The sequence below is a fragment of the Alkalibaculum bacchi genome, from assembly GCF_937875145.1.
Classification (GTDB): domain Bacteria; phylum Bacillota; class Clostridia; order Eubacteriales; family Alkalibacteraceae; genus Alkalibaculum; species Alkalibaculum bacchi_A.
On record NZ_CALNCS010000005.1, the window covers coordinates 41,679 to 67,590 of the forward strand.

A 25,912-nucleotide genomic window follows, 5' to 3' on the forward strand; every position below is an offset into this window, starting at 1 on the left:
ATTAAAATGAAACTTCTTGTATTAGACCCCAACTATTCTGATATTTATACCTGTTAATATTATTTTGAGAAATCCTTCGTTGCAAGCTCCTTCAGATGAAAAATGCAGTAGCATAATTAATAAGCATCTTAAAATATGTATATCATAATAAAGAATCATATAATATAATAAAGGTATTCAATATTATGAAAAGGTGTGATAAATGATGTGGACTCGTGCAGAATTAAAAACGAGAGCGAAAAGCGTGTTAAAAGTTACCTACTGGAAATCTTTCTTAGTCAGTATTATTTTAGCTATTGTAGGAGGCTCTGGCGGTGGTTCGTCTTCCATGAGAGCGCGGATGGGAAATGAGACTGGTGCGAATTTTTTAGACGAGTATAATTACAGTAGTGGTGATTTCAATGGTTTCGGCAATGAGATCCCTTTCGACTCCATTATGGATGGGGAGATGTTAGCATATCTCTTAGCTGTCTTTGGTATCATTGCTCTAATTGCTCTCCTTGTAGGAATTGCTTTACGTATTTTTCTAGGGTATCCTTTAGAAATGGGTGGGCGAAAGTTCTTTGTGCAATCTTCTAGATACGGCGCAGATTTAAACTATTTAGGATACGGATTTACGAAGGGCAACTATTTAAATATTGTAAAGACCATGTTCTTTCGAGATCTTTATATCTTCTTCTGGAGTTTATTGCTAATTATACCAGGTATTATAAAATCTTACTCCTATAGTATGGTACCTTATATTTTAGCAGATAATCCTCAAATGGAAACGGATGTAGCCATTCAGATGAGCATGAACATGACAAAAGGACATAAGTTTAATATGTGGGTCTTGGATCTGTCTTTTATTGGATGGTATATACTAGGAATGATTGCACTAGGAATAGGAATTCTATTCGTACTCCCTTACGAAAACGCTACAAAAGCAGAACTTTACATAGAACTTAGAAAAGAAGCCATTGAATCAGGACTGATATCGGCGCACGATTTAGTGGAAAGCTGAATGCTGAAAGCGGAAAGGTACAATCTCGCCTAGAGGCGAGAAAAAGTAAGATCCTTCGGCTAAAGCCTCAGGATGACAATGCAGCAGCTATGGTGAAAGGATACCTTCGACACAAAACGGTATCTTTGACACAACAGGATCCCAAAGCTAGCTTAGGATCCTGTTTTAGTCATCCTGAGCGACAGCGAAGGATCTTAGACCCCAGAGCCTACCCAAGCTCTCACCTCTAACTCTCACTTCCAACTTCTCATTTCCTGGCGCACTCTCCGCTTTGTCCTTTTAGGATTTCAATGCCATGACCTAGAGCTGGTAAGATTATATCTAAAGCTTCATTTACGGCTTTTGGACTTCCTGGCATATTGATGATTAATGTCTTACCTCGAATGCCCGCAGCAGCTCTTGACAGCATAGCTCGGTTTGTGATTTTCATGCTTTCTGCTCTTATTGCTTCGGGGATGCCTGGCGTTTCTCTTTCAATAATATCTTTTGTAGCCTCTGGCGTAATATCTCGTGGAGAGAAACCGGTGCCACCTGTTGTGAGAACTAAATCTAAATGTAGTTCATCTGCCATTCGAATCAATGCACTACTAATGACTTCTCTTTCATCGGGAAGGACTAGGTATTCAACTACTTCTCCATCTATTTCAGCTACTCTTTCCTGTATGACTTTACCGCTTTTATCTTCTCTTTCCCCTTTGTGACCTTTATCGCTGGCAGTTAAGATTCCAACCTTTATCATTAGAAACACTCCTTTGCGTATTTTAACTGTATTGTAACATAAAGAAGTGTCGCTTGCCATGGCCTTACACGAATAATCGTTAAATAATTATTAAACTATCGTTCATATACTTGACATCCTTGTCTACGTGAATTAAACTATAAATATAATAACTCCGAGTTGCTCAACCTAAGGGATACTATGGTTGATTGACCGTGGGTAAGTTTGGAAACGACCTTGCCTTCCGAATGACCGAGAGAAATGAAAGGTATTTCTTGAGGATTTGAAAAGGAGAAGATATTGTTATGATTAATTTTTGTACTCTTTTTTACATATTAATTCATATCCTTTTCTTCTATTCCTTTGTGAAAAATCTCTGGTTCTTTATGCAAATTGTAAACAATTACAACAAGCAATCTGTATATTTTAATTAAGTATGTAAAAGTAAGGCAAAACAAAATACAGGAGAAATCCTTAAATGGATGTGAAAAAATGAAGGATCGATTTAATAGAGAAATAAAATATTTGAGAATTTCAATTACAGAAAAATGCAATTTAAAGTGTATTTATTGCTCTCCTTCAGAGGGAGAACAATGTGCAGAGGAACGAGAAAAACACCTTACAGCAGAGGAAATTGAATCAGTAGTCCGCTCTATGGCTCAAATTGGAATTTCAAAGGTCCGAATTACAGGAGGAGAGCCACTCATTCGAAAAGATGCATGCGAAATCATTGAAAGAATTGCTAAAATTTCAGGTATTGAAGATATTTCATTGACTACCAATGGCGTTATGTTAAATAAGATGGCAGAAACCTTAAAGAAAGCTGGTTTGACTCGGTTAAACATAAGCTTGGACTCCTTAAAAGAAGACAAGTTTTCTTATATAACTGGAGGGGGTAAATTAAAAGATACTCTAGCTGGTATCGAAAAATCTTTGGCCATAGGTTTGCAACCTGTAAAAATCAATACTGTTCTAGTAAAGGGAGTAAATGACGATGAAATCGATTCTTTTATAGAGTTGACAAAGGATATGCCCTTACAAGTTCGATTTATAGAGCTTATGCCTATTGGACCTTTTGGAGAGGCTAATTCAGATAAAATTATTCCAAATGAAGAAATCATCGAAGCTCGCCCTCAATTGGTATTTGATTATAAAAGCAATAAAGGTCAACCTGCTACCTATTATACAATAGATGGTTACAAGGGAAAGGTCGGATTTATTAGCCCTATGAGCCATAAATTTTGTTCAACTTGTAATAGGATCCGATTAACTAGCGATGGTAAGCTAAAACCTTGTTTGGGAAATAATGGAGAAATTGATTTAATAGAGACGATTCGAAAATATCCTGATAAACTAGATCATTTAATACAAGATACAATTTATAACAAGCCACAGGGACATAATTTTGGAAAGGACTTCTCATCTGTGAGAAGTATGAATAAAATTGGAGGATAGCTATGAGTCTTACACATATAGACGAAAAAGGAAATGCAAAGATGGTAGATGTTTCGGAAAAACAAATGACTAAAAGAGAAGCCATCGCCGTAGGTAAAATATCAATGAAATTAGAGACTTTGGATATGATTATAGAAGGGAACACCCCAAAAGGTGATGTACTAGCTACTGCTCGAATAGCAGGCATTATGGGGGCAAAGAAAACCTATGAATTAATCCCCATGTGTCACAATATTCCTATAGATTCTGTCAAAGTTGAATTAAAACCAAATAGAGCGGAAAAAGCCATAGAAATTACGGCTATAGCAAAATGCACCTATAAAACGGGAATTGAAGTAGAAGCATTAACTGCTGTTTCCATTGCAGCATTAACCATATATGATATGTGTAAAGCTGTAGATCGGGGAATGGTAATAGGTGATATTACACTGGTGAAAAAGACTGGTGGGAAGTCGGGAACGTTTGAGAAATAGGTGGTCAGGTGGTCAGCAAAACCACATTTCGCCTAAAGGCGAAGTAATGTAGAGAATGATGCTCTTACCGTTGTGGTTGATGAATATTTACTAACAATTGTTTAGCTATGGTTTAACGATCGTTCAACAATGGTTCAACTATTGTTAAAAGAAGGACCCTGCTATATGGACATGAAATAAAAATCAAATTGGAGGTAAGGCATGGCTAAAGTAACTGCTATTAATATAAGTGAAAAAAAAGGTGTTATAAAGACACCTATACCTGAAGGCGTTTTTATTGAAGATTTTGGTTTAAAGGACGATGCCCATGGTGGAAAATGGCATAGACAAGTAAGTCTATTAGCCCAAGAGAGTATAGATAAGATGATTGCACTAGGTGTAGAAAATCTTGACGCTGGTAAATTTGCTGAGAACTTGACTACTGAAGGTTTAGAATTACATACTTTACCCGTTGGTACAAAATTACAAATAAACGATGTGCTTATGGAAGTCACTCAAATAGGAAAAGAATGCCATACTGGTTGCGCTATAAAGCAACAAGTAGGAAAATGCATTATGCCTACAGAAGGGATTTTTACGAAAGTGTTAAAAGGTGGCGTTATTCGACCTGGAGATGAAATTGTAGTAACTAAGGTGGTAAGGTAGTCAGGTGGTAAGGTGGTCAGCAAAATCTTAACTCGCCTAGAGGCGAGAAAAGGACCCTAGCCCCTGCCTCAGTCATCCTGAGCGAAGCGAAGGATCTCTACCAACTAAGTATTAAGATAATCTATTATAATAGGCAGAGTAAAGAAAATGTGCCTCGGCACTAAAAAAGGCTATAGCTACCATCGGTAGCTATAGCCTTTCCACTTTCCGCTTTATACTACACTCTTAATCTCATATCAATAGTATCCAGTCCACGGTGTATTCCTTCAAATATAAATCCTAATGCAGACCAAACAGGCATAAAGGATAGGGTAATCAATCCATAAAAGGATCCCCAATCCGTGTAATTCCACGGACATGCGCCTAGTAAAACCTTAAGTATACCTCCAGTTAAAAACTCTACTGTGTATATGAGGATCATATAAATCAGACCTCTAAACATAGGGTTTATTCTTTTCATTTTATGGTGGATTGGTTCAAAGAATACAGCCAAACCATAGATAAAAAACATCCAAACTGAAGTTTTCGCCTCCATTGTATAATTATTGTTTAGTAAAGACTCTAATCCTGTCCAAAAAATCTCTAAGCATATACCAATTAGGCCGTAAATAATATATCTGTGTATAAACATATTTTTTTCCATATCTTTATTATTGTTCTAAGAAATCAAGCTATACTTATAAACTTTTGGTAAATAAAATACCAAATTTAACAAGCAAATTTAATATAAAAACAGGAAACAATAAGAGCATGGAGGTGCTTTTATTGTGAGAGATCATCAAATACAATGGAACTGTATTCGCAAACTAAATAGACTAAGAGGGCTTGATCAATTAATTGCAACCATTGGTTTTGGAGTTGCTCCGACAATACAATCCATTAAGCCGTCTTCTTTATTGACTCTAAATTCGCGTCAAAATCTGTTAGATTTATGGATGGAGAATCAGGATGATATAGCCGATTTTTTTGGGTTGCAGGTCTTTTGCCTTAGAGAAGGTACTAGTAGCTCAACTTTTTTATTTTATAAGGAGGAGAATTTGAAAAGTCATTTACAAAGAAATGATATTAGACAAATTCTCACAAGTAAAGGTTATACTGGAGATCTAAATAGCCAGCTAGAGAAATTAAAAGAAAATTATATAAAAGAATTTCCTCATGAAATTGGACTTTTTTTAGGAATCCCCTCTGAAGATGTAAGGGGCTTTGTTTTAAATGGCGGAAAAAACTATTTATTAAATGGATATTGGAAAGTGTATAATGATGTAAATTATGCTATTCAGATATTTCAAGAATATGATGATGCTAGAGTTCATACATTAGATACGATACTAAGCTATATCAGCTAAAAATTATCTTATATTTTGTAATAGAAAAATTAATCTAGTGTATTAGGAAAGTTTTACTTTTGAATTTAACTATTATATAAGCCATCTTTATGTGTAGTTGAATCTTTGACCTGTGAGACTCGACCCTAGCACTGATAGCTTGCAGCTGATTGCTGATGGCTAAAGTGCCAAAGGCACTTTCTTGCATTAACGCTCTATCTCGTTCATCATTGTAATCTAAAAGGTTTTAATTAGAACTTACAACGTAAGACTTAGAACTAAAGTGTTGTAGATGCTTTATGAAAGCTTAATGTAATATTTACAATATATTCATAACTTTTTCCATAATATGTGATAAAATTAAAGACATATATAAAGAAAAACAGGTGTAATTTATGTTGAATATTGGAATATTGGCCACAGTACTTAGTCCTTACCTAAGTGTGGTGCCTCCTATTATAATGGCTTTTTTAATATATAAAAAGAAAATACCCATTATCCTACATCCTATCAATGTAGGTTTGTTTTTACTCTTTATTTGGTCTATTATATCAGGAATAGCCAATAAATCGCTTTTATCAGCGCTAGCATCATTTCTTTTATTGTTATATATAAGCTTAAATATTTATTTACAGGATTATTTGAAAAATCAGGAGACGATTGATAAATTTTTGCATAAGGTTTGGACTTGTTCTTTTATGGCAGGTATTTTAGGTTTAATTGAAAAACTAGCTTCCTATTTTGTAGATATGACCTGGACATCTGATCTATATTTTAAAGGACCTTATAAACCTACTGTAGAAAATTATAGAATTTATAGCACTTTTGGAAATCCCAATATTGCCGGAGCTTGGTTTGCAGCTATGGTGTTATTGGCATTTTACTTGTATGGACGAAAAAAAGAAGACAAAAAAGGATGGTATTTGCTTAGTATGGGGGTCTTTGCCCTAGCTTTAATAGCAACAGGTTCTAGGGGGGCTACTGTAGGTTTACTACTTGGAATACTAGTATATGGACTGTGTAATAAGAATAAAGTTGCGAGGATTACATTAATAGCCATCTTTGTTGCAGTTCTTGTCTTCGCACTATTGTCTCCAGAAATCAATCATCCAGCCAAGAGCAGAAATATTATATGGGAAAAATCCATACATTTGTTTTTAGATAAACCTATTACTGGTTGGGGAACTTTTGGAATATGGCAGAATATAAAGAAGACTCATGCTCATAATATATGGATAAGTATGCTTGCTTTATACGGCGCTGTAGGTTTAACATTATATTTATGGGTGAAAAGTTACATTATTAGATTATTGTTTTTACTCGGCAAAAATAATAATCCTGCGTTTCCTTTATTGGCTTCCATTCAAGGGATGATTGTGGGACATGGCATTGTGGATTTTATTATTATGGCTCCTCAAGGGGGAATTCTCTTCTTTGTGTGTTCGTCTATTATTTTAAGTCTAGCAAAACAATACCAGACTCAAACATATCCGGAGCTCGTATTTAAAGAAATAGGATATATAAATAGAAAAGCTTAAGTTCTAAGTTCTGTTTGAATTTAGAACTTTTTTATTTAAGGATAAAAATAGAAATAAATGCATTTAATATAATATGTGTACAAGTTATGCACAAATTTGTTTAAAAGCTTAACAACTTGTGGATAATTAAAATTACCTTGTTAGTAAATCGACTAGTATACATAAATAGAATAGATATTCTATGAAAATAAAGGCAATTAATCATTGTGTATATGTTGATAACTTGGTGATATGTTGATAACTTTTTGTATTTTCCTTAATTTGACAAGAATTTTCGTAATAAAAAATCTAAAGTTCGACATAATAATAGTATGTAATAAATAAAATATAAAGTTCAATTAGATAGAGAAGGTGAAGATATGTCAAAACCAAAGAAAACACTAGTACCTGAAGCAAGAGCAGCCATGACAAAATTCAAATTAGAATGTGCTGAAGAAATTGGACATTTACAGTACTGCAAAGAAAACAATGATCATTATAAGGGAGACTTACCAGCAAAACAAAACGGAATGGAAGGCGGTCCTATTGGTGGACAAATGGTCAAGAGAATGATTGAAGCGGAAAGACAAAGATTTGAAAATACAATCGAATAAGCAGAAAGCGGAAAGCTGAATGTTGAAAGGAAAACAACAAGGTAATAGCCAGAGCGTAAATATCGCCTTTGGCTATTTATTTGATTTATAAAATTTTTATTCTGATGTTTTAAGAATGGCATAGTTTAGGAGCTAAGCTTAGCATAAAAATACCTACTAATCATTAATTTTTGATACCAATGCTACCGTAGATAGCAAAAATACGGATGGCCAACGCTGGCCGCTGATGGCTATCATCTTGAGAGGAATACTTAAAAGTATTTTACTTACAACTTAGAACGTAGAATTTACAACTCTTTTACCTGACATTTCTTACAGGTTCCATATAATTCTAGCTTGTGGTCTTCTAGATTAAATTCTTTTTCTTTAGATAATTGTTGTAGGGTCTCCATTGGGCAGAAGTCGATTGTCTCTGTTTTTCCACAATTTTTACAGATAAGATGGTGGTGGTGACCTATATGGCTGCAATTGAGTTTGTATAAAGAGGTACCCTCATCAATCACCTTGTATATTAAATTTAAGTTTTCTAGTATTTCTAAATTTCTATAGATTGTTGAAATATTAGTTTTGCCATAGAGTGCTTTCGTTCTCATAAATAGGGTCTCTATAGAAATTAAACTTGTATTATTTTCAATCAATACCTGGATAATAGATTTTCTTTGAGGGGTTATTTTATAATCACTTTTTCTTAATACTTTAAGGATATCTTCATAATTCATATAAATCCTCCTAAGAAGGAATAATTAGCTTTTATTATAAGATTTTTGCTTACTTTATAATATCATATTATAAAGAAAAATACACTTAAGAAAGCAAATGAAAAAGCAATTAAGTAAAGCCTATTCTACTTAATTGCTTTTAAGTACAAAAATCCTAGTCCGTATACTATCTCTAGTAACGAAATGACCCAAAAGGAATGCAATACGCTGATGACTGACGACTGATAGCTAAATTGCTTTACGCTATTGTAGAAAAATTCTTTTTTGGATCTTTTCCGTTATATACATCATCCTCAAATATTGGCAATTCAATATAGAAAGTTGTTCCTTCTCCTAATTTACTGTCTACATTTATTTGGCCACCACTTTCACTTATGATTTTAAAACAGTTAGCTAATCCTAAGCCAGTACCACATTGTTTTGTGGTAAAGAAAGGTGTACCCAGTTTTTTAATATTTTCTTTTGAAATACCACAACCATTATCCTTTACTGAAATTTCCATAAAATGACCCTTTACTTTAGTGGATATAATTAAGAGCGCATTTTCTACATTTGTCATAGCCTCTACTCCATTCTTAGCTAAATTAATAATAACGTGTTTAATGAGATTGTCATCTGCTAAAATCTCCATATCACCTTTGCAAAGGTCTAGTTTTAGTAGGGTATTATCCAAAAATGAAGGACTTTTTATTATGTAAAGAACAGATTCGATTAATTCATTTATGGAGAGGATATCTAAAATTGCCTCTGAAGGTCGTGATAATTCTAAGTATTTTGATACCAAAGCATTCATGTCATTAGCTATAGTCTCAATTTTTGATGCATAGTTTTTTATGGTCATATCTTCTGAATTAAGAGTAAGAAGATCGCAGTAGCCTTTAATAGAAGCTAAATAATTTTTTGTTTCGTGGACAATACCATTTCCCATTTGACCGATTAATGCCAACCTCTCTTGCTGCTGGATCTTTTCTTGTTCTCTAATCATATCAGTGATATCGCTAGCGATGGACACATAACCAACAATATTATCATATGCATCTTTGATTTCTTTATATTGACTTATTATGGTTTTTTTCTTTCCGCTAGGAGTGATTAAAGTGTATCGGGCATTTTGATGCCTAATACCATCATATTTTAAGTAGTCTTCATTGTTGCGCTTAAGATCTAGCATCTTATTGTATTCATAAACACTAAGGCCTATTATCGAATTTGAATCTAGTTCCACACATTGCTCATTGCTTTTGTTTGCATATATAATGGTGTGATTTTCGTCAAAGAGTATTATCATAGAAGCTATTGAATTAAAAATCATCTCTGTCTGAAGGTGCAGTGTATTTAGTTTTTGTTCTGCTCTAGTATCTGTAAGAGCAATGAGGGTACTGTTTTCATTTTCAAATTTCTTTAATTGAGTAATAATATGATGGCCTTTTAACGTTTTTAATTCAAATACCTCATATTGTTCTGATTGTAGCTCTGCTTCAAAAGCGGTGTAGAATTCACTTATTGTCATCTGATATAAGTCAGAGGGAGTACATTCTAATAAATCTAAAAGGTATTGATTTGCATAAGTAATACCTTTGTTTGGTTTAAATTCCATTACGCCTAAAGGTAAGCTATTTAAGGTTTTATTTAACTGTTCTTTAGAACGTCCTAATGCTTTATAAGGAAGTATAATAGCTTGTAGATAAACACCTTGTAATAAGGCAAAGTAGGCACCTAATTTAAAGAGATAACCTAAAATAATTAAAAATTTTAACTGCACATTTATGTTCAAGAGTAAAGGACAAATTGCGGCACCGATGAAACAAAATATAGCTCTAATCACATGTCTGTCTTTTGTAAAATCGTACTTAGAACCTCTTATTATTTGTCCCAAAATTATTATGTACACAAGCATGGTAGAAAAAAGTATCAAACTTATTTCACCTTGATAAACCCATTTGGCATATGGACGTAGGTAACTGCGGCCAAAGTGAATGAATAATATAATGGCCATAATAATTGAAACTGTTTTTATTAGGAGAAAAGTCTTAGTATGTTTTTTATTTGTTCCATGTACCATTGCAGAATGAACAATGATAATAGCCTCGACAATCCGAGCAGTGAGCCAATAGGGAGTATGCATTTCAAAGAGAGAGAGGGTCCTGTCCTTGTATACGTTTATAAACTCAGCAATATGAAATAGACTCAGTACAGTTACAGTTAATAAGCCAAATCCTATGACACGGTACATGGGTGAAAGGTCTTCAAAATCTATAGCGACCCAAATAACACTAAAAATGCAGATAGTGATCATAGTATAAATAATCTCAAATCCAATATGTAAAGTTGCGGAGGAATTAGGCCAGATGAAAGTAGATAAAGCTAAAGAGGCAATAAAAAAATTGAAATATAGTATAAAAAAATGATTTATCGGTTGACCATCTAAAACTGTAGGAATTAATACTCTTTTATTATTACATGCCATATTAAATCACCTTCAATTATTTCTATAGTGGTACTGTCTAATTTTAACATTTTGTAAACAGCTTGTCTACAAATAAATATCGACTTATTTACATGATATAAACAAAGAACCAACTATTATCCCCTAAAATCTACACAATATGCACAAGTTATCAACAGAATATAATACAATAAATTGAAAATCTAATGGAAAATGGGTAATACAGATGATTTATCAATAAAAATATGTTATTAACAGGAATTACGACAATATCCACCAATATTTTAAAGTTATCCACAAACTTTAAACAATTTCTAAACTAGAAATAGAATCTTCTACAAAAATAAAAAAGATTCCTTAATCTAAGGAATCTTTTGAAAGGTGTTGTTACTTAATTTTCGATGATTTCTCCACCTGTGGATACGGTTGTAACACTCCATGGAATCATCTTTCCACAATCTTGTAAAGCTTTTATTGTAGCATTAGCAATACCAGTACAACAAGGAACTTGCATTTTTAGTACTTTTACGCTTTTGATATCATTATGGGCTAAAATTTCTGTAAGTTTTTCGCTATAATCGCCACTATCTAATTTTGGACATCCAATAATGGTGATCTTGTCTTTCATAAAGTCATTATGAATATTAGCATAAGCAAAAGCGGTACAATCAGCTGCAATGAGCAGATGAGCATCTTTAAAATAAGGCGCATCAGGTCTCACTAATTTGATTTGGCATGGCCACTGACCAAGCTGTGATTGAATTTGTGGTGTCTCTTGGCTTTGTGTAGTAGGTACTTCCTTACGCTCAATTTTGCTAGCCATGCTTCCAGGACAACCTGTTGGCACGCTGGATTTTTCTGCGGCTCTTTTAGCCATATTTATTTTTACCGCTTCTTCGTCGTAGGCAGCTACTTCTTTTTTTTCAATGGTAATTGCATCTGTTGGGCAAGCAGGAAGACAATCGCCAAATCCATCACAGTAAGATTCAGAGATCAACTTAGCTTTTCCGTCAACCATTTTCAGTGCACCTTCGTGACAGGCGTTTACACATAGTCCACAGCCATTGCATTTTTCTTCATCTATAATAATAATATCTCTAATCATATATACTCCTCCGAATAATTTTTTTGATTTCTATAACTATATTCTAAATGAATTCTTATAAATAGTAGGTAACTATAGTTACAAATAATCTTTTTAATTATTCTATCAAAAGTAGAAATATATATAAAGAGCTTTTATGCTAGTTTGAAGATAAATACTTAGCCTTTAAAGCATTGTGCTCTGTTAAAGTTTTAGAATAATACGTCTTACCGTCACCATATATATCGGATAAAAAATAGAAGTAACTGTGTTCTTTGGGAAAAAGGCAAGCTTCAATAGACTTATGTCCAGGATTGTTACCCGGGCCTATAGGAATCCCTGTAATCTGATAAGTATTATAGGGAGAGTCTACGCGAATATCATTATGAGTGTATACTTCCTTGTGTACACCTAAAGCCATTTCAAGTGTAGCGCAGCTTTCTAATCTCATATTGTTTTTTAGTCGATTATGAAAGACACCTGCAATAAGTGGGCGATCTTCGTCCCACTTAGCCTCATATTCAACAATAGAAGCCAAAGTGAGTATTTCATGTACAGAAGAGTTTTGAGCATCTATATGATCTGAATAAGGTAAAATCATTTGCTCCATTCTTTGAATTAGTTTTAATGCAATATCTTGAGGAGGAGTATTCTTATCTTTTATATAATAAGTATCCGGAAATAAGTATCCATTTAGTGGATAGGATATACCAGGATTTTTAATCTCTTCCGTTATAAAATCAAATTCATTAATAATTTGGTCTATAAAGTCAGGTTCGTTCCATGCTTGAATAATCTGTTCCTTCGTAAAGTCTGTATGATGAGATAAGATCTCTGCCATTTCTACTAATGTTTTGCCCTCTGGAAAAGTTACTTTAATATCTCTTTGATCAGAATCTCCAATTGACAATTTGTGTGCAATGTTTTTAGCATTCATAGTAGTTTTTAGATTGTAATTGCCTGCTTTAAAATTATCTATATGATTTAATCGAAGGTGGAGTTTAAAGGCCAACACACTTCGAATATAATCTTGCTCTTTTAGATTGCGCGCAATTTTATCCATATTTGTTCCAGATTTTACTTCAAAGAAAGAATCCCCTACTGCATGATTAGTAGGGGAGAGGAGAAAAACATAGGTAAGCACTAACAGCTCAATAAACAAGAGAATAGCAATAATAAATAATATTCTTTTTCTTAAAATCATCTTCTCGCACCCCATTATTACTCCTATTATCTCTATAACAACATGGAAATATACCAGTTGAGAAGAAAAAACATAATAGCGGAAAGCTGAATGTGGAAAGCGGAACTTTTTAAATAATTAAACAGATGCAATGAAGAATTGTTCAACTATCGTTTAACTACCGTCACCCATTGTTCGGCCATTGCTCACATAAGTTGACCATTTCAATTGCCGTAGTAGCGGCATCATAGCCTTTGTTTCCTGACTTTGTACCTGCTCTTTCTATGGCTTGCTCAATATTTTCTGTTGTTAGGATGCCAAAAATAATGGGTAAGCCTAATTCTAGAGACGTATGAGCAATTCCCTTTGTAGCCTCACCTGCAACTAAATCGTAGTGAGAAGTGGACCCCCTAATGACCGCACCTAAACAAATCACTGCATCGTATTTTTTTGTTGCAGCCATTTTTTTAGCTACTAAAGGGATTTCAAAGGCGCCAGGCACCCATGCAATCTCAATTTCATCCTCTTGTACACCATGCCTTTTTAATCCGTCTATAGCTCCTGAGAGCAATTTGCTTCCGATAAATTCATTAAATCGACCCACGATAATACCATACTTTTTTCCTTTTGAAATCAATTTTCCTTCATATACTTTCATTTTTCATTCCTCCTATTTTAATAATGGGTAATATGGCCCATTTTTTCTTGTTTTGTCATGAGATAAGCTTCGTTCTTGATATTTGCTTCTATTTGTATCGGCACTCTTTCTACGATGTCCATACCGTACAAAGAGAGGTCGTAAATCTTTTGTGGATTATTAGTCATAAGCTTTATTTTCTTAATGCCTAAGTCTTGTAGAATTTGAGCGCCAACCTGATAGTCTCTCAAATCTTCAGGAAATCCTAGTGCAAGATTTGCTTCAATGGTGTCCATACCTTGATCTTGCAGAGTATAAGCTTTAATTTTATTTACAAGTCCGATCCCTCTACCTTCTTGATTCAAATATAAGAGTACTCCACGACCTTCTTTTTCTATATTTTTAATAGCTTGCTCTAATTGCTGACCACAATCACATTTTAATGAATGAAAAACATCCCCTGTTAAGCATTGAGAATGAACTCGTACAAGTACAGGTTTGCTATTAGAAATATCTCCTTTGATTAAAGCTACATGTTCTAAATTTGAGTGTTTTTCTCTAAAAGCGACGATTTCAAATTCCCCGTATTTTGTAGGCATCTGAGCTCTAGCACAGTTTTCAACGATCTTTTCTTGTTTTTTTTTATACTCTATTAAGTCTGCAATCGTAATAATCTTTAAGTTGTGAATCTTTACGTACTCCATTAATTCAGGAACTCTTGCCATAGTTCCATCATCGTTCATGATTTCGCAGATTACACCAGCAGGATAAAGTCCAGCTAATTCAGCTAAATCTACAGCTGCCTCTGTATGACCATCTCTCTTTAGAACTCCTCCATCTACCGCTGCTAAAGGAAATACATGTCCTGGGCTAGTGAAGCTTTGATTGCTAGCATCTGATTGTGTTAGCTTTATAATGGTTTTCGATCTTTCATAAGCAGAAATTCCTGTAGCGACCTCTTTAGCGTCTACTGAAACAGTAAAGGCAGTACATTTTGGGTCTGTATTGATATGTGACATTTGAGGAATTTTCAATTCTTCTAATCTTTGTTTTTTCATAGGAGTGCAAATAAGGCCTCTGCCGTATTTTGCCATGAAGTTAATGCTTTCTGGAGTTGCTTTCTCAGCAGCGACATATAAATCCCCTTCATTTTCTCGACCTTCGTCGTCGACGATTACGATGACTTTACCCTCTTTGATATCTTCTAATGATTCTTCAATAGTGTTAAATTTGTACAATCTATACAACTCCTTTTTTCTTCTTTGTTTTTATTATCTAGTCTTTTCTTGCTTATTGAAGTACATGGCGGAAAGCTGAAAGCGGAAACTCGTCTCCGAGCCAGAGCAATGACCCAAACTCCTGCGTTGTCATCCTGAGCGCCAGTGAAGGATCTTTGGACCCGCGAAGCTTAGCCCTAAAGTGCTGATAGCTGAATGCTGGTGGCTGGTCGCTAATTGCCGGCATCAAATAAATCCATTGCTTGCTAGGAAATCCATATTTATAGTGCTATCGTTGCTGTATCTTGTAAGCTTTTCCACGTATTTTCCTATTACATCACATTCAAGATTTACTTCATCACCTATTCTTTTCCTTAGAAGGATAGTCTTTTCTTTTGTATGGGGGATGATGGACACTTTAAATACTCTATCGTCTACATATGCAACGGTTAAACTTGTACCATCAATGGCGATAGACCCTCTTTCTACGATGTATTTAAGAATGCTTTGCTGCGTTGCAATGGTAATCCACGTAGCGTTTTCTTCTTCTTTAAAATGTTGAATAATGCCTACGCCATCAATATGACCAGAGACAATATGACCTCCAAGACGGTCGCTAGCCTTTAAAGCCCTTTCTAAATTTACGCTACTGCCAGAGCGTAGAGATTTCAGGCTGCTAGCGCGAACGGTTTCTGGCATTACATCTACGGAAAAACGATTGTTCTGAAGATTTGTTACGGTCAAGCACACTCCATTTGTACAAATGCTATCGCCTAGTTTTACGTCTTCTAAAACAATACTAGCCTCTATAGTAATCCTGGCTGATTGACTTGTTTTTTGTATGTTTTTAACGATGCCAATTTCTTCTACTAATCCTGTAAACATGTATATTACCTCCTAGGATATCCTTCTATCATAATGTCTTCGCTTACTATGGATACCTTTAAATCATCTAAAACATAAGCTTCAGATAAATGCTCTATCCCTAGGCCACCTACAGGTGTTTTTGAAAGTTTGCCGCCCACAATTTTAGGTGCTACAAAAGCAATTACCTTATCTACGATAGAGGACTCTACAGCGCTAAAATTCAATTCAGACCCACCTTCTAATAAGATGCTGTCCATACCCATTTCTCCTAGTTGCTTCATTAAATAAGGCAGATCCACTCTATCGTTCTTTAGGGGAGTAATGATAATTTTGGCGTTTTTCTCTTTTAATGCCTTTAGTTTTTTAGAATCTGCAAGCTCTGTAGTAACAATGATGGTCTTAGCATTAGACTTAAGATTAAGAACCTTTACATTTAACGGTATGCGAGCCTTGCTGTCAACGATAACTCGTATAGGGTCCATTCCTTCTATTGCATCTAACCGAGTGGTCAGAGAGGGGTCGTCTTTTAAAATGGTTCCAATGCCCACCATAATACCAGATACCCGATGGCGAAGTTGATGAACGACGGTTCTAGAAGCTTCTCCTGTAATCCATTTTGATTGGCCACTTGCTGTGGCAATTTTTCCGTCTAAAGTCATTGCTGTCTTCATAATGCAAAAAGGCTTTTTTGTGCTTATATACTTAATAAATATTTCATTGATCTTCATGGCTTCATCTTTTAGTATATCTGTAATAACTTCTATGCCATGTTCTCTTAACACTTGAATTCCCCTTCCTGCTACTAAAGGATTGGGATCTGTTGTGGCCACGACTACTTTGGATATTTTGTTTTTTACAATGGTCTCAGCACAAGGGGGAGTGCGTCCATAATGAGAACAAGGTTCTAGAGTCACGTACATAGTAGAGCCTGATACATCCTCTATAGCATTTTGAAAAGCATCAATTTCAGCATGTGGTCCCCCAAGATACTTATGATAACCTTCTCCTATAATTCGCCCTTCTTTTACGATTACAGCACCAACTAGGGGGTTCGGGTTTGTATAGCCTATACCCTTCTTAGATAATTCAAGTGCTCGTTGCATATACACAGTATCTATTGAAATCACCTTCTTCAAAATAATTTAAAATATGTATAAAAATTACATTTGAGATAAAAAAGTAACACTGCTTTAGATAGCTTATACATTTTTGGGTTTTTCATGTAATTTTGAGATATCCTTATTGTTGCTTGTTAAGGACGTTTTCACTCATTCTGCACTTAGCCACTGCCAAGGTCGCGACGCTCGACAAATGAAAGCTAAACCTATTGCGAGCGACAATAAAAAGGCTTTTGTGTGCCCTCCGGAATCGATAAATCGATTCCTCCGCCGTGCCGTTCGCCAAATGAAAGCTGCGCTTTCATTACGTATATATGTAATTTCATAGCCAAATCAGCAAGCTATTTGTCTGTTACATTACATATATACTGCGTAAGCTTCGCTTTCGCCTGGCTCACTGGTTCACGCAAAAAAGCTCTGGAATAAATATTCCAGAGCTTAAAATAGCTAAAAATCACACATAGATGACATCTATTGTGTACGCTGTGTTTGCCACTTCTTTCATCCAGACTTTACTGTCGGTCTTGGAATCTCACCAAGTCAACCTAAATAGGTTCGCGGACTTTACCGCCGGTCGGGAATTGCACCCTGCCCTGAAGTATTTATTAAGTTGAGTACAATATAACATATGGATAAATTTATGTCAATAGGAATTATGCGCTTCGCGCTTATTATGGTTTGAGAATGATTTTATGATCAACAAGTGCCATTTCAGCAATTTGTGCTTTAATGGTCTTTCGTTCACCAAATATATTTTCAAGGTAGAGATTCTCTCCTTGAGGAATAATTCGATCAACAGATTCTAAAAGTAGAGTTTTTACACCATCGTCTTCTAATAAATACACATTTGCTTCACACATTTTTAGATCCTCCTAATATTTCTTTTATGATTTTTATAGCATCTTCAATATAATGTGGCAATGGCTCGTTTACTACGCCGGCTACATGGATATTATATTTATTTAACGGAATGAATACTTTAGCTGCTTTGCTTCGAGCGATGGCATTAGCCATTTTATCTGTTACTTCTCCCGTTAATCCGTCAGCTGCTAAAATAGCGATACTGCCAACCACTATATCAACTTCACAAACATTAACTACAATAGGATTTTCTCCAGTGGCTCCTTCGTTTGCCCCTGCTTTTAACATAGCAGCAGTAGCCAGAGAATTGGTTCCTAATGCGATGATATGAATGTCCCGGGGTAGGGTGTTGCGCATTTTGTCGATGATTACTCGTCCAATACCGCCACCTTGACCGTCTATAACAGCAATTTTCATGCTAATTGTTCTCCCTTCCACAGTGGCAAAAGTTGCCATAAAATAAAAAAACTCATTTTTGGGCACAGCAACTAGCCAGTCCCTTCATGAGTCTGTTTCTTCTTTGTAATTTAGTAGAATCTTCATGATTCGCTACTTATAATATAGCACGTTAAGAGAATATCAGTCAATAGCAAAATTAAGGTGGTAAGGTGGTCAAATATGCGACTTACGTCGCTGTGAACAGTAAATATAGAACAATGAACAGTTAAAAATATAATTACTAAACGAAAAGTAGCATATTTGTGTTGTTCACTGTTCATTGTTCCGTGTTCGTTTTTCCAACTTTCCAACATACGAACATTCCAACTTATAGAGTTTCGCATTCCGCATTCAGCTTAGGCGAACGAACCAAAAAAACAGGCGTAAGCCTGTTTTTTAGTAGTTGATTAATCTTCTTTCAAAATGTGCTCTTGCGTGATCACATACAGGGCAAATTTCTGGTGCTTCTTTTCCAATATGGATGTGTCCGCAATTTCTACACTTCCATACTGTATATTCTTCGTCGCCAATAAATACGGTTGCCGATTCTACTCTATCCAAGAGAGCTTTGTATCTTTCTTCATGTTCTTTTTCGATTTTTAAAACGCCTTCCATTTTATCAGCGATTTCATCAAAGCCTTCTTCTCTAGCTTCTTTTGCCATTCTTTCGTACATATCAGTCCACTCGTAGTGTTCACCTTCTGCTGCGCTAACTAAGTTTTCTGCAGTTGTACCAATACCTTTTAAATATTTAAACCATAATTTTGCGTGCTCTTTTTCATTTTTAGCGGTCTCTTCAAAAATGCCCATGATTTGTTCATAGCCTTCTTTTTTTGCAGCACTAGCAAAATAGCTGTATTTAGTATAGGCTTGCGCTTCACCAGAGAAGGCATCTCTTAAATTTTGTTCTGTTTTTGTTCCCTTTAAATTATACTCTTTCATTAAAAAACCTCCTAAATTGTTTTTTATAAGTAACTTGATAAAGTGATTCTATTCTTTTACTTTATCAAGTTCATTATTACAAGCTCCACAAATACCTTTAAAATAAATACTTCTTTCTTTGATTTGAAAACCATTTAACTCATCTCTAAGATCGTATTCTAAGTTTACAGGAAAATCATAAATCTTTCTACAATTTTCACATTTAAAATGACCATGATTGTTTGTATCTACATCATATCTCGTTTCATTATCTTCGATAGTGACTAATTTTACCAGGCCCTTTTCTATAAAAATCTTCAAAGTATTATAGATCGTAGTCTTTGATAGAGTAGGCATTTCCTGTAAAAGAGATAGGTAAATTTCATCTACAGTAGGATGAGTGTGATGTTTAGAAAGATACTCGTAGATTTTGATACGAGGATATGAAGGTTTTATATTTTTAGAACCTAAGTAATTTTTTAAGTCCATAGAATTGATACCTTTCACCCCCTACAAACATGTAATTAATTCATATTTGTAATGATTACAATTTATATGTTAATGTAATTATGGGGATTTGTCAAGCTATAATTTATTTAGTTTTTCTGATTTATTTAACTCTTCAAGATGTGAACAACCTCCAATAAAATTTTCATCAATAAAGATATAGGGGACAGTGTTCTGCCCAGTTTTTTGGTATAGTTCTCGTTTCTTTTGGCCATCGCCATCTATTATGGTTTCAGAATAAGGAATATTTTTATCATCTAATATCTCTTTTGCCCTTTTACAGTAAGGACAATAACTCCATGTATATAATTGTACTTTTGCCATGAGTGACCTCCAATTATTATTTTTGTACATGTCTATATATTCTCATTTTTTCCTTTAATTAATCAATATATTAAAACTATTTAAAAATTCTATTTAAAATGCTATAATACAAACAATTATCTACAATCACCAAACATTTTACGAGAGGATGTGGACACAGTGCCTATTAAAATACCAGATGGTTTACCAGCTGAGGGCATATTAGCTAAAGAGAGCATCTTTGTCATGCATGAGACGAGAGCCATATCTCAAGATATCCGACCTTTAAAAATTGTCATACTCAATTTAATGCCCACAAAAATTGTTACAGAGGCACAATTAATGAGGCTTTTAAGTAACACACCTATACAAGTGGAAGCTGTGCTCATACATCCCAAAAGTCATAAGGCGAAAAATACTCCAGAAGACCATTTGATTAACTTCTATCAGACCTTTGATGAAATTAGAAATCAAAAATTTGATGGACTAGTGATTACGGGAGCACCTGTTGAAACAATGAGCTTTGAAGAGGTCGATTATTGGGATGAACTGACGGAAATCATGGAGTGGAGTAAGACAAATGTTTATTCTACCATGCATATATGTTGGGGAGCTCAGGCAGGATTATACTATCATTATGGAATAAAAAAATACCCTGTAGAAGAGAAAGTATTTGGCGTGTATAAACACAGGGTCACTAAGAAAAACACCATGCTTCTTAGAGGTTTTGACGATGAATTTTACGCTCCGCATTCTAGATTTACTTATGTAAAGGAAGAAGAGGTAGAAGAAGTAGGGGATTTAGATATTGTGTCGATATCTGATCAAGCAGGGCTTTACATCATTAAATCCAAAGACCATAAATTTGTCTTTGTCATGGGACATTCGGAATACGATCCCTTAACACTAAAGGCTGAATATGATCGAGATATAGAGAAGGGTTTAAATATTAATGTACCACAAAATTACTATCCAGAGGATAATCCTCAAAAGGAACCCATTGTAAGATGGAGATCCCACGCCAATTTATTGTTTTCGAATTGGTTAAATTACTATGTATATCAAGAAACACCATATGATTTAGAGAGTCTTGGAAGGTAAGCAGAATGCGGACAGCGGAACTTTTAAAGTGGGTTCCCCCCAGGCGACCTAAGTTTCAGCTGTCAGCTTTCCGCTTTCAGCAAAAATATCCGTATTATTTATAAAGGAGTGTCATTCATGTCAAAGAGAGAATTAAAATTTGATACACTACAAGTTCATGCTGGACAAGTTCCAGACCCTACTACAGGCTCTAGAGCAGTTCCAATTTATCAAACGACTTCATACGTGTTTCACGATGCAGATCATGCAGCAAATTTATTTGCATTAAAGGAATCCGGAAATATTTATACAAGGCTTATGAATCCAACTACAGATGTTTTAGAAAAGAGGATGGCAGCTCTTGAAGGTGGTGTTGGAGCCTTAGCTGTGGGATCAGGTTCTGCTGCCATCACTTATGCCATCTTAAATATTGCAGGCACAGGTGATGAAATCGTAGCAGCTAGCACCTTATATGGTGGTACTTTTAATCTATTTAATGCTACACTACCTAGACTAGGTATAAAGACTACATTTGTAAGCCCTGATGACCCAGAAAACTTTAGAAATGCAATCAATGAAAATACAAAAGCACTTTATATTGAAACCATAGGAAATCCTGGCATTAATTTAATTGATATAGAGAAGGTAGCAAAGATTGCCCATGAAAATAACATTCCTTTAATCGTAGACAATACCTTTGGGACGCCTTATTTAATTAGACCAATAGAACACGGTGCAGACATCGTAGTCCACTCTGCAACGAAATTCATAGGTGGACATGGTTCTACAATGGGAGGAATCATTGTAGACAGTGGCAAATTCGACTGGGCTGCTAGTGACAAATTTCCCATGCTGACAGAACCTGATGAAAGCTATCATGGACTGAGATATGCTCAAGATTTAGGTGCCATGGCTTATATTATGAGAATTAGAGTTCAACTTTTAAGAGATACTGGTGCAGTTCTAAGCCCATTTAACTCTTTTATGTTAATACAAGGTTTAGAGACCCTTTCTCTTCGAGTAGAAAAACATCTTTCAAATACAAAGAAAATCGTAGCATTTTTAATAAATCATCCTAAGGTATCCTGGGTAAATTATCCAGACTTAGAGGATAATAAATACCATGAGCTTGCTAAGAAATACTTGCCAAAGGGCAGTGGGTCGATCTTTACCTTTGGAATCAAAGGTGGCATTGAAGCAGGTAAGAAATTCATCAATAGCCTAGAGATTTTCTCACTTCTTGCCAATGTAGCAGATGCAAAATCCCTAGTGATTCACCCGGCAAGCACTACCCATTCACAACTATCGGAAGAAGAACTCATATCTGCAGGAGTATCACCAGACATGATTCGATTGTCCATAGGAATCGAAGATCCAGAAGATTTAATATACGATTTAGAACAAGCGTTTGAGCAAGTATAATTGAATACTATTTAAATGAAGAAAAGTGGAGCGATTTTTGTTGCTTCACTTTTTTACGTGTTGAAAAAGGTGGTCAGGTGGTCAGGTGGTCAGCAAATGCATACTCGCCTTTAGGCGAGATAAAGTAAATACTTCCACAATCAAGATTCTCAGATGCATCTCTATCCTGAGAGAGCATCTGGTTTTCTAGGCCGTAGGGGCGAACTGTGTTCGCCCGCACAAAGCCACCAATGGTGGCTAACGATTTTGCTGACCACCTGACCACCTTAAAGCTGACCACCTGAATGACAAAAATTCTTCGAATTTTGTCATTCAATGAATAATTCGCCCCTCCTACGAACACAATACTAGATAATGTCATGGGAATAATAGGAGCTTAATATGAAGAAAAAAATACAAGAACCACCTATAAAGAACTCATTTATAGACAAATGGGTGGAGAATTTAGAATTAAATAGTGAAAACGTAAAGAAAGTGCTAGGAGATAGTGCAGATTATGTTACAAGAGAGATTACAGTTAACAGCAAACACAATGTCAAAGTTCATATGGCTTGTATTGATGGTTTGATCAATCACCAGTATATTAGCGATTATATTTTAAAACCATTGGTAAATGACGTGAGATTAGCTACTGTAGAAGATGAAAATACTTTGTTTGAATACATTGAACAAGGATTAATATACTTTACAGATCAAAAGTCCTTTACAGAAATGGGTACCCTTGTTGATGCAGTACTGAGTGCAAATACTGTGTTGATTTTTGATGGGTTAAACAAGGCCATCGGATTTGACACGAAGGGCTTCCAAATGAGATCTATTACCACACCTACAGAAGAGACTTCGATACGAGGCTCTAAAGACACTTTTGTAGAGACCATACGAGTAAACACGGCAACAATTCGTAGAAAAATCAAGTCCTCTAATTTGCGAATAGAAGATATGACTATTGGGTCTATGAGCAATACTATGGTGTCTGTTGTATATATGGAAAATATGGTCAATAAGATCATGTTGAAAGAACTAAAAGAACGTTTAAAGAAGGTTGATGCAGAAGAAGTGTTATTTGCAGGCATCATTGAAGAAAGCATTATTGATGAAAAACATACGACTTTTCCACAGGTAGACTACACAGAAAAACCTGATAAGTTTTGCATTTCAATAGCAGATGGAAAAATTGGTTTGCTTATTGACGGTATACCTTTTTCTATGATTATGCCTATAGCTTTAGTAGATATGTTTCAAACTACAGATGATTATACGATCAATCAATTTTTTACATCATCTATTAGAAAAATCAGATATTTTCTTGCTAGCGTTTCATTGGTACTACCTGGATTCTTTATAGCTGTCGCTACATTTCACCAACAGTTATTGCCTTCAAGATTAACCGTATCCATTATTACCTCGCGTGAAGGTGTTCCTTTTCCCTTATTTTTTGAAGTGTTGATTCTAGTTTTAGCCTTTCAAGTCTTAATTGAGGCAGGTACTCGTATATACAGCAGTATAGGTAGTATGATTTCTCTAGTAGGGGCTCTTGTAGTAGGAGATGCAGCTATAGGGGCGAAATTTGTCAGTCCTGCAGCAGTAGTAGTTGTGGCAACAGCTGCCATTTCAAACTATGCCATTCCTAATCGAGATCTTGCAAATGCATTATGGATATGGGAATTAGTGTTATTAATGTTTTCTACTTTTATTGGAATATTTGGTCTTGCCATAGGATTAGTTCTTATGATTGCTACTTTATGTTCTATTGAAGTATTAGGCGTCCCATACATGTCTCCGTTTTTAGATACGAATACATTTAAAGGCCTTAAAGACAGCTTCATTCGGCCACGTTTAGATAAAAAAGAAAGTCCAGACTATATTCAAAGAATAAAGTAATTAGGAGAGCAAAATGAAGAACCAAAGTGCAATTTTAATATCACTTATAATACTGACAGTTCTATTTCTCTCTACCGAATTTAATGAATCTATCGTAGGGAGAACGGAAATTGAAAATTTATACCCCATTATTCTAGGAGGGGTGGATAAAAATCATAGTCTAGAAAAACCTTATCAAATTACTACGGTATCACCTACTACAGAAGAACAAGCAGAAAAGCCTACCAATATAATGAGTGCTTCAGGAGAGACAGTATTTGAAGCGAATAGAATGATTGGTATGTATGCTGAAAATGACATTTTTTGGGGGCATACTAAATATCTCTTAATTGGAGAAGAGGCAGCAAGAGATGATATTAATAAATATTTAGATTTTTTTATTCGGGACAATGAGCCCAGGGTTACGGTTGTACCAATTATTGTAAAAGGTTACTCTAGTAAAGAGGTCATTAATCGCCTATATGAACAAAATATTAACATATCAGAAAGCCTAGACAATATCATGAACAATGCAGGACTAAATTTGTACTATCGCTCCATTAATTTACTAGAATATTATAATATGTCTATAGAAAGTGGAGACGGTTACTTGCCTTATATTATATTAGAAGAAGAAAATATAAACCTTGAAATGGAGCAGGGCAGTGAAAAAGTAGAAAAAGGACAATACGATAAATTCCAAACAGAAGGCCCCTCTAAGGGTGATGTCGTTATGCATATACCTGGATATGCATTGATAAAAGATGGTAAAGTAGTAGAGCATATCTCTCATGAACAAGCAAGGGGGTTAAACTGGATTACGAATGAAATTCGTTCAGGAGTAATTGTTCTTGAAAATCAAGGCACAAAGTACAATTTGGAGATTATTGGTGGTAGTTCCAAAATAGAACCTAAGATTGAAGGCGATCATCTTAAAACGGATATTGTAATAAAAGTACAGACAAGTATTACAGAAATAGATCAACAAGGTATAAAGGTTGATGACGAGAGAATTGATAAGCTCAATAATCAATTAAAAAAAGTAGTAGAAAAAGAAGTGAAAGAAGTTATAGAAACTACTCAAAAATATGAGATTGATATTTTGGGTATAGGAAATAAATTCAATCTCAAACACCCTATAAAATGGAGAAAGAAGTACAAAGATCAATGGGAAGAACTTTATCCAAACACAGAAATCAATATAATTGTAGAGCCTAATATTAATAGAGGGGCTATACTTAATGACTCTATTATGAAAGAGGAAAAGTAAATGTGGAAATTAATTTTAGTGCTTATCATCATTGCTTTTGTGGATTTAAAAGATTTCTCTATAAAGGAGCATAAAAGAGAATTTGTGATTTATATCATTTTGCATTTAATCGTTTTAGGATTAGGTTTATATGATCAAAGTACAAAACAAATATCTCTAATGGAGTTTATATCTAATATATCCAAGCCATAAGATGAATCATACAGAATATGTAATATGAGCATAATCT

General features: G+C 34.8%; 28 protein-coding genes and 2 riboswitches. Of the genes, 12 read left to right on the forward strand and 16 right to left on the reverse strand.

The annotated features are described in order from the left end of the window. Positions 1-205: 205 nt before the first annotated feature. A complete protein-coding gene (locus Q7P22_RS00325; protein ID WP_303859594.1) occupies positions 206-1,003 on the forward strand; it encodes a DUF975 family protein in 798 nt (265 codons plus the stop codon). 247 nt (positions 1,004-1,250) lie between these two features. Here Q7P22_RS00325 and Q7P22_RS00330 read toward each other — a convergent pair whose 3' ends face one another. After that, positions 1,251-1,742, reverse strand: a complete 492-nt coding sequence (locus Q7P22_RS00330) for a molybdenum cofactor biosynthesis protein B (protein WP_113920256.1) — start codon at positions 1,740-1,742, stop codon at positions 1,251-1,253. Positions 1,743-1,882: 140 nt separating this feature from the next. After that, positions 1,883-2,031, forward strand: a riboswitch (molybdenum cofactor riboswitch). A gap of 182 nt (positions 2,032-2,213) precedes the next feature. On the opposite strand from Q7P22_RS00330, the gene moaA reads away from it, so the two are divergent. From moaA to Q7P22_RS00345, 3 genes are all read left to right on the forward strand, one after another. Beyond that, positions 2,214-3,176 (forward strand): GTP 3',8-cyclase MoaA, encoded by a 963-nt coding sequence (gene moaA, locus Q7P22_RS00335; protein ID WP_303859576.1) that lies wholly within the window; start codon positions 2,214-2,216, stop codon positions 3,174-3,176. Further along, a complete protein-coding gene (gene moaC, locus Q7P22_RS00340; protein WP_170128206.1) occupies positions 3,173-3,649 on the forward strand; it encodes a cyclic pyranopterin monophosphate synthase MoaC in 477 nt (158 codons plus the stop codon). The genes moaA and moaC overlap by 4 nt, the downstream gene beginning before the upstream one ends. Before the next feature lie 201 nt (positions 3,650-3,850). Further along, positions 3,851-4,294 carry an MOSC domain-containing protein gene (locus tag Q7P22_RS00345; RefSeq protein ID WP_113920253.1) on the forward strand — a complete coding sequence of 148 codons (444 nt, stop codon included), beginning with the start codon at positions 3,851-3,853 and terminating at the stop codon, positions 4,292-4,294. A 217-nt stretch (positions 4,295-4,511) separates the two neighbouring features. On the opposite strand, the gene Q7P22_RS00350 is transcribed toward Q7P22_RS00345, so the two are convergent. After that, positions 4,512-4,937: a hypothetical protein gene (locus tag Q7P22_RS00350; RefSeq protein WP_303859577.1), complete on the reverse strand. Its 426-nt coding sequence runs from the start codon at positions 4,935-4,937 to the stop codon at positions 4,512-4,514. A gap of 124 nt (positions 4,938-5,061) precedes the next feature. On the opposite strand from Q7P22_RS00350, the gene Q7P22_RS00355 reads away from it, so the two are divergent. From Q7P22_RS00355 to Q7P22_RS00365, 3 genes are all read left to right on the forward strand, one after another. Next, entirely contained in the window at positions 5,062-5,640 is a 579-nt protein-coding gene (locus Q7P22_RS00355) for a DUF3793 family protein (RefSeq protein WP_303859578.1), read from the forward strand. Positions 5,641-6,014: 374 nt separating this feature from the next. Continuing rightward, on the forward strand, positions 6,015-7,157 hold the full coding sequence (locus Q7P22_RS00360) for an O-antigen ligase (protein WP_113920250.1): 1,143 nt from the start codon (positions 6,015-6,017) through the stop codon (positions 7,155-7,157). Between the two features lie 359 nt (positions 7,158-7,516). Beyond that, on the forward strand, positions 7,517-7,750 hold the full coding sequence (locus Q7P22_RS00365) for an alpha/beta-type small acid-soluble spore protein (RefSeq protein WP_303859579.1): 234 nt from the start codon (positions 7,517-7,519) through the stop codon (positions 7,748-7,750). A 287-nt stretch (positions 7,751-8,037) separates the two neighbouring features. Here Q7P22_RS00365 and Q7P22_RS00370 read toward each other — a convergent pair whose 3' ends face one another. The 13 genes from Q7P22_RS00370 to grxC form a co-directional block, all read right to left on the reverse strand. Beyond that, positions 8,038-8,469 (reverse strand): Fur family transcriptional regulator, encoded by a 432-nt coding sequence (locus tag Q7P22_RS00370; RefSeq protein WP_303859580.1) that lies wholly within the window; start codon positions 8,467-8,469, stop codon positions 8,038-8,040. Between the two features lie 238 nt (positions 8,470-8,707). Continuing rightward, positions 8,708-10,936: an ATP-binding protein gene (locus Q7P22_RS00375; RefSeq protein ID WP_303859581.1), complete on the reverse strand. Its 2,229-nt coding sequence runs from the start codon at positions 10,934-10,936 to the stop codon at positions 8,708-8,710. Positions 10,937-11,306: 370 nt separating this feature from the next. Further along, positions 11,307-12,020, reverse strand: a complete 714-nt coding sequence (locus Q7P22_RS00380) for an ATP-binding protein (RefSeq protein ID WP_113920246.1) — start codon at positions 12,018-12,020, stop codon at positions 11,307-11,309. 139 nt (positions 12,021-12,159) lie between these two features. Further along, on the reverse strand, positions 12,160-13,218 hold the full coding sequence (gene mltG, locus Q7P22_RS00385; protein WP_303859582.1) for an endolytic transglycosylase MltG: 1,059 nt from the start codon (positions 13,216-13,218) through the stop codon (positions 12,160-12,162). 148 nt (positions 13,219-13,366) lie between these two features. Next, positions 13,367-13,840 carry a 6,7-dimethyl-8-ribityllumazine synthase gene (gene ribE / locus Q7P22_RS00390; protein WP_303859583.1) on the reverse strand — a complete coding sequence of 158 codons (474 nt, stop codon included), beginning with the start codon at positions 13,838-13,840 and terminating at the stop codon, positions 13,367-13,369. Between the two features lie 17 nt (positions 13,841-13,857). After that, a complete protein-coding gene (locus Q7P22_RS00395; protein WP_113920243.1) occupies positions 13,858-15,057 on the reverse strand; it encodes a bifunctional 3,4-dihydroxy-2-butanone-4-phosphate synthase/GTP cyclohydrolase II in 1,200 nt (399 codons plus the stop codon). A 225-nt stretch (positions 15,058-15,282) separates the two neighbouring features. Further along, complete coding sequence (locus tag Q7P22_RS00400) at positions 15,283-15,921, reverse strand: riboflavin synthase (protein WP_113920242.1); 639 nt, start codon at positions 15,919-15,921, stop codon at positions 15,283-15,285. Positions 15,922-15,926: 5 nt separating this feature from the next. Further along, positions 15,927-17,021, reverse strand: a complete 1,095-nt coding sequence (ribD, locus tag Q7P22_RS00405; protein ID WP_303859595.1) for a bifunctional diaminohydroxyphosphoribosylaminopyrimidine deaminase/5-amino-6-(5-phosphoribosylamino)uracil reductase RibD — start codon at positions 17,019-17,021, stop codon at positions 15,927-15,929. Positions 17,022-17,510: 489 nt separating this feature from the next. Continuing rightward, a riboswitch (FMN riboswitch) is annotated at positions 17,511-17,626 on the reverse strand. Positions 17,627-17,692: 66 nt separating this feature from the next. Then, on the reverse strand, positions 17,693-17,881 hold the full coding sequence (locus Q7P22_RS00410; RefSeq protein WP_113920241.1) for a CooT family nickel-binding protein: 189 nt from the start codon (positions 17,879-17,881) through the stop codon (positions 17,693-17,695). Continuing rightward, positions 17,874-18,299 carry a DUF3842 family protein gene (locus tag Q7P22_RS00415; RefSeq protein ID WP_113920240.1) on the reverse strand — a complete coding sequence of 142 codons (426 nt, stop codon included), beginning with the start codon at positions 18,297-18,299 and terminating at the stop codon, positions 17,874-17,876. The genes Q7P22_RS00410 and Q7P22_RS00415 overlap by 8 nt, the downstream gene beginning before the upstream one ends. 417 nt (positions 18,300-18,716) lie before the next feature. Further along, the gene (gene rbr, locus Q7P22_RS00420) at positions 18,717-19,262 is read right to left on the reverse strand and encodes a rubrerythrin (RefSeq protein WP_113920239.1); all 546 of its coding nucleotides are present in this window, start codon (positions 19,260-19,262) and stop codon (positions 18,717-18,719) included. Positions 19,263-19,310: 48 nt separating this feature from the next. Next, positions 19,311-19,730 (reverse strand): Fur family transcriptional regulator, encoded by a 420-nt coding sequence (locus tag Q7P22_RS00425; protein WP_303859584.1) that lies wholly within the window; start codon positions 19,728-19,730, stop codon positions 19,311-19,313. Positions 19,731-19,826: 96 nt separating this feature from the next. After that, positions 19,827-20,072, reverse strand: a complete 246-nt coding sequence (grxC, locus tag Q7P22_RS00430) for a glutaredoxin 3 (RefSeq protein ID WP_113920237.1) — start codon at positions 20,070-20,072, stop codon at positions 19,827-19,829. A gap of 159 nt (positions 20,073-20,231) precedes the next feature. On the opposite strand from grxC, the gene metA reads away from it, so the two are divergent. Then, complete coding sequence (metA, locus tag Q7P22_RS00435; RefSeq protein ID WP_113920236.1) at positions 20,232-21,152, forward strand: homoserine O-succinyltransferase; 921 nt, start codon at positions 20,232-20,234, stop codon at positions 21,150-21,152. A gap of 117 nt (positions 21,153-21,269) precedes the next feature. Then, positions 21,270-22,553 (forward strand): O-acetylhomoserine aminocarboxypropyltransferase/cysteine synthase family protein, encoded by a 1,284-nt coding sequence (locus Q7P22_RS00440; protein WP_113920235.1) that lies wholly within the window; start codon positions 21,270-21,272, stop codon positions 22,551-22,553. 73 nt (positions 22,554-22,626) lie between these two features. On the opposite strand, the gene Q7P22_RS00445 is transcribed toward Q7P22_RS00440, so the two are convergent. Further along, complete coding sequence (locus Q7P22_RS00445; RefSeq protein ID WP_303859585.1) at positions 22,627-22,869, reverse strand: hypothetical protein; 243 nt, start codon at positions 22,867-22,869, stop codon at positions 22,627-22,629. Between the two features lie 65 nt (positions 22,870-22,934). On the opposite strand from Q7P22_RS00445, the gene Q7P22_RS00450 reads away from it, so the two are divergent. Genes Q7P22_RS00450 through Q7P22_RS00460 form a run of 3 tightly spaced genes read left to right on the forward strand, consistent with a single transcriptional unit; the run spans position 22,935 to position 25,875 of the window. Further along, positions 22,935-24,434, forward strand: a complete 1,500-nt coding sequence (locus tag Q7P22_RS00450) for a spore germination protein (protein ID WP_303859586.1) — start codon at positions 22,935-22,937, stop codon at positions 24,432-24,434. Positions 24,435-24,447: 13 nt separating this feature from the next. After that, positions 24,448-25,683, forward strand: a complete 1,236-nt coding sequence (locus Q7P22_RS00455; RefSeq protein ID WP_303859587.1) for a Ger(x)C family spore germination protein — start codon at positions 24,448-24,450, stop codon at positions 25,681-25,683. Then, positions 25,684-25,875 carry a hypothetical protein gene (locus Q7P22_RS00460; protein WP_113920232.1) on the forward strand — a complete coding sequence of 64 codons (192 nt, stop codon included), beginning with the start codon at positions 25,684-25,686 and terminating at the stop codon, positions 25,873-25,875. Positions 25,876-25,912: the final 37 nt, after the last annotated feature.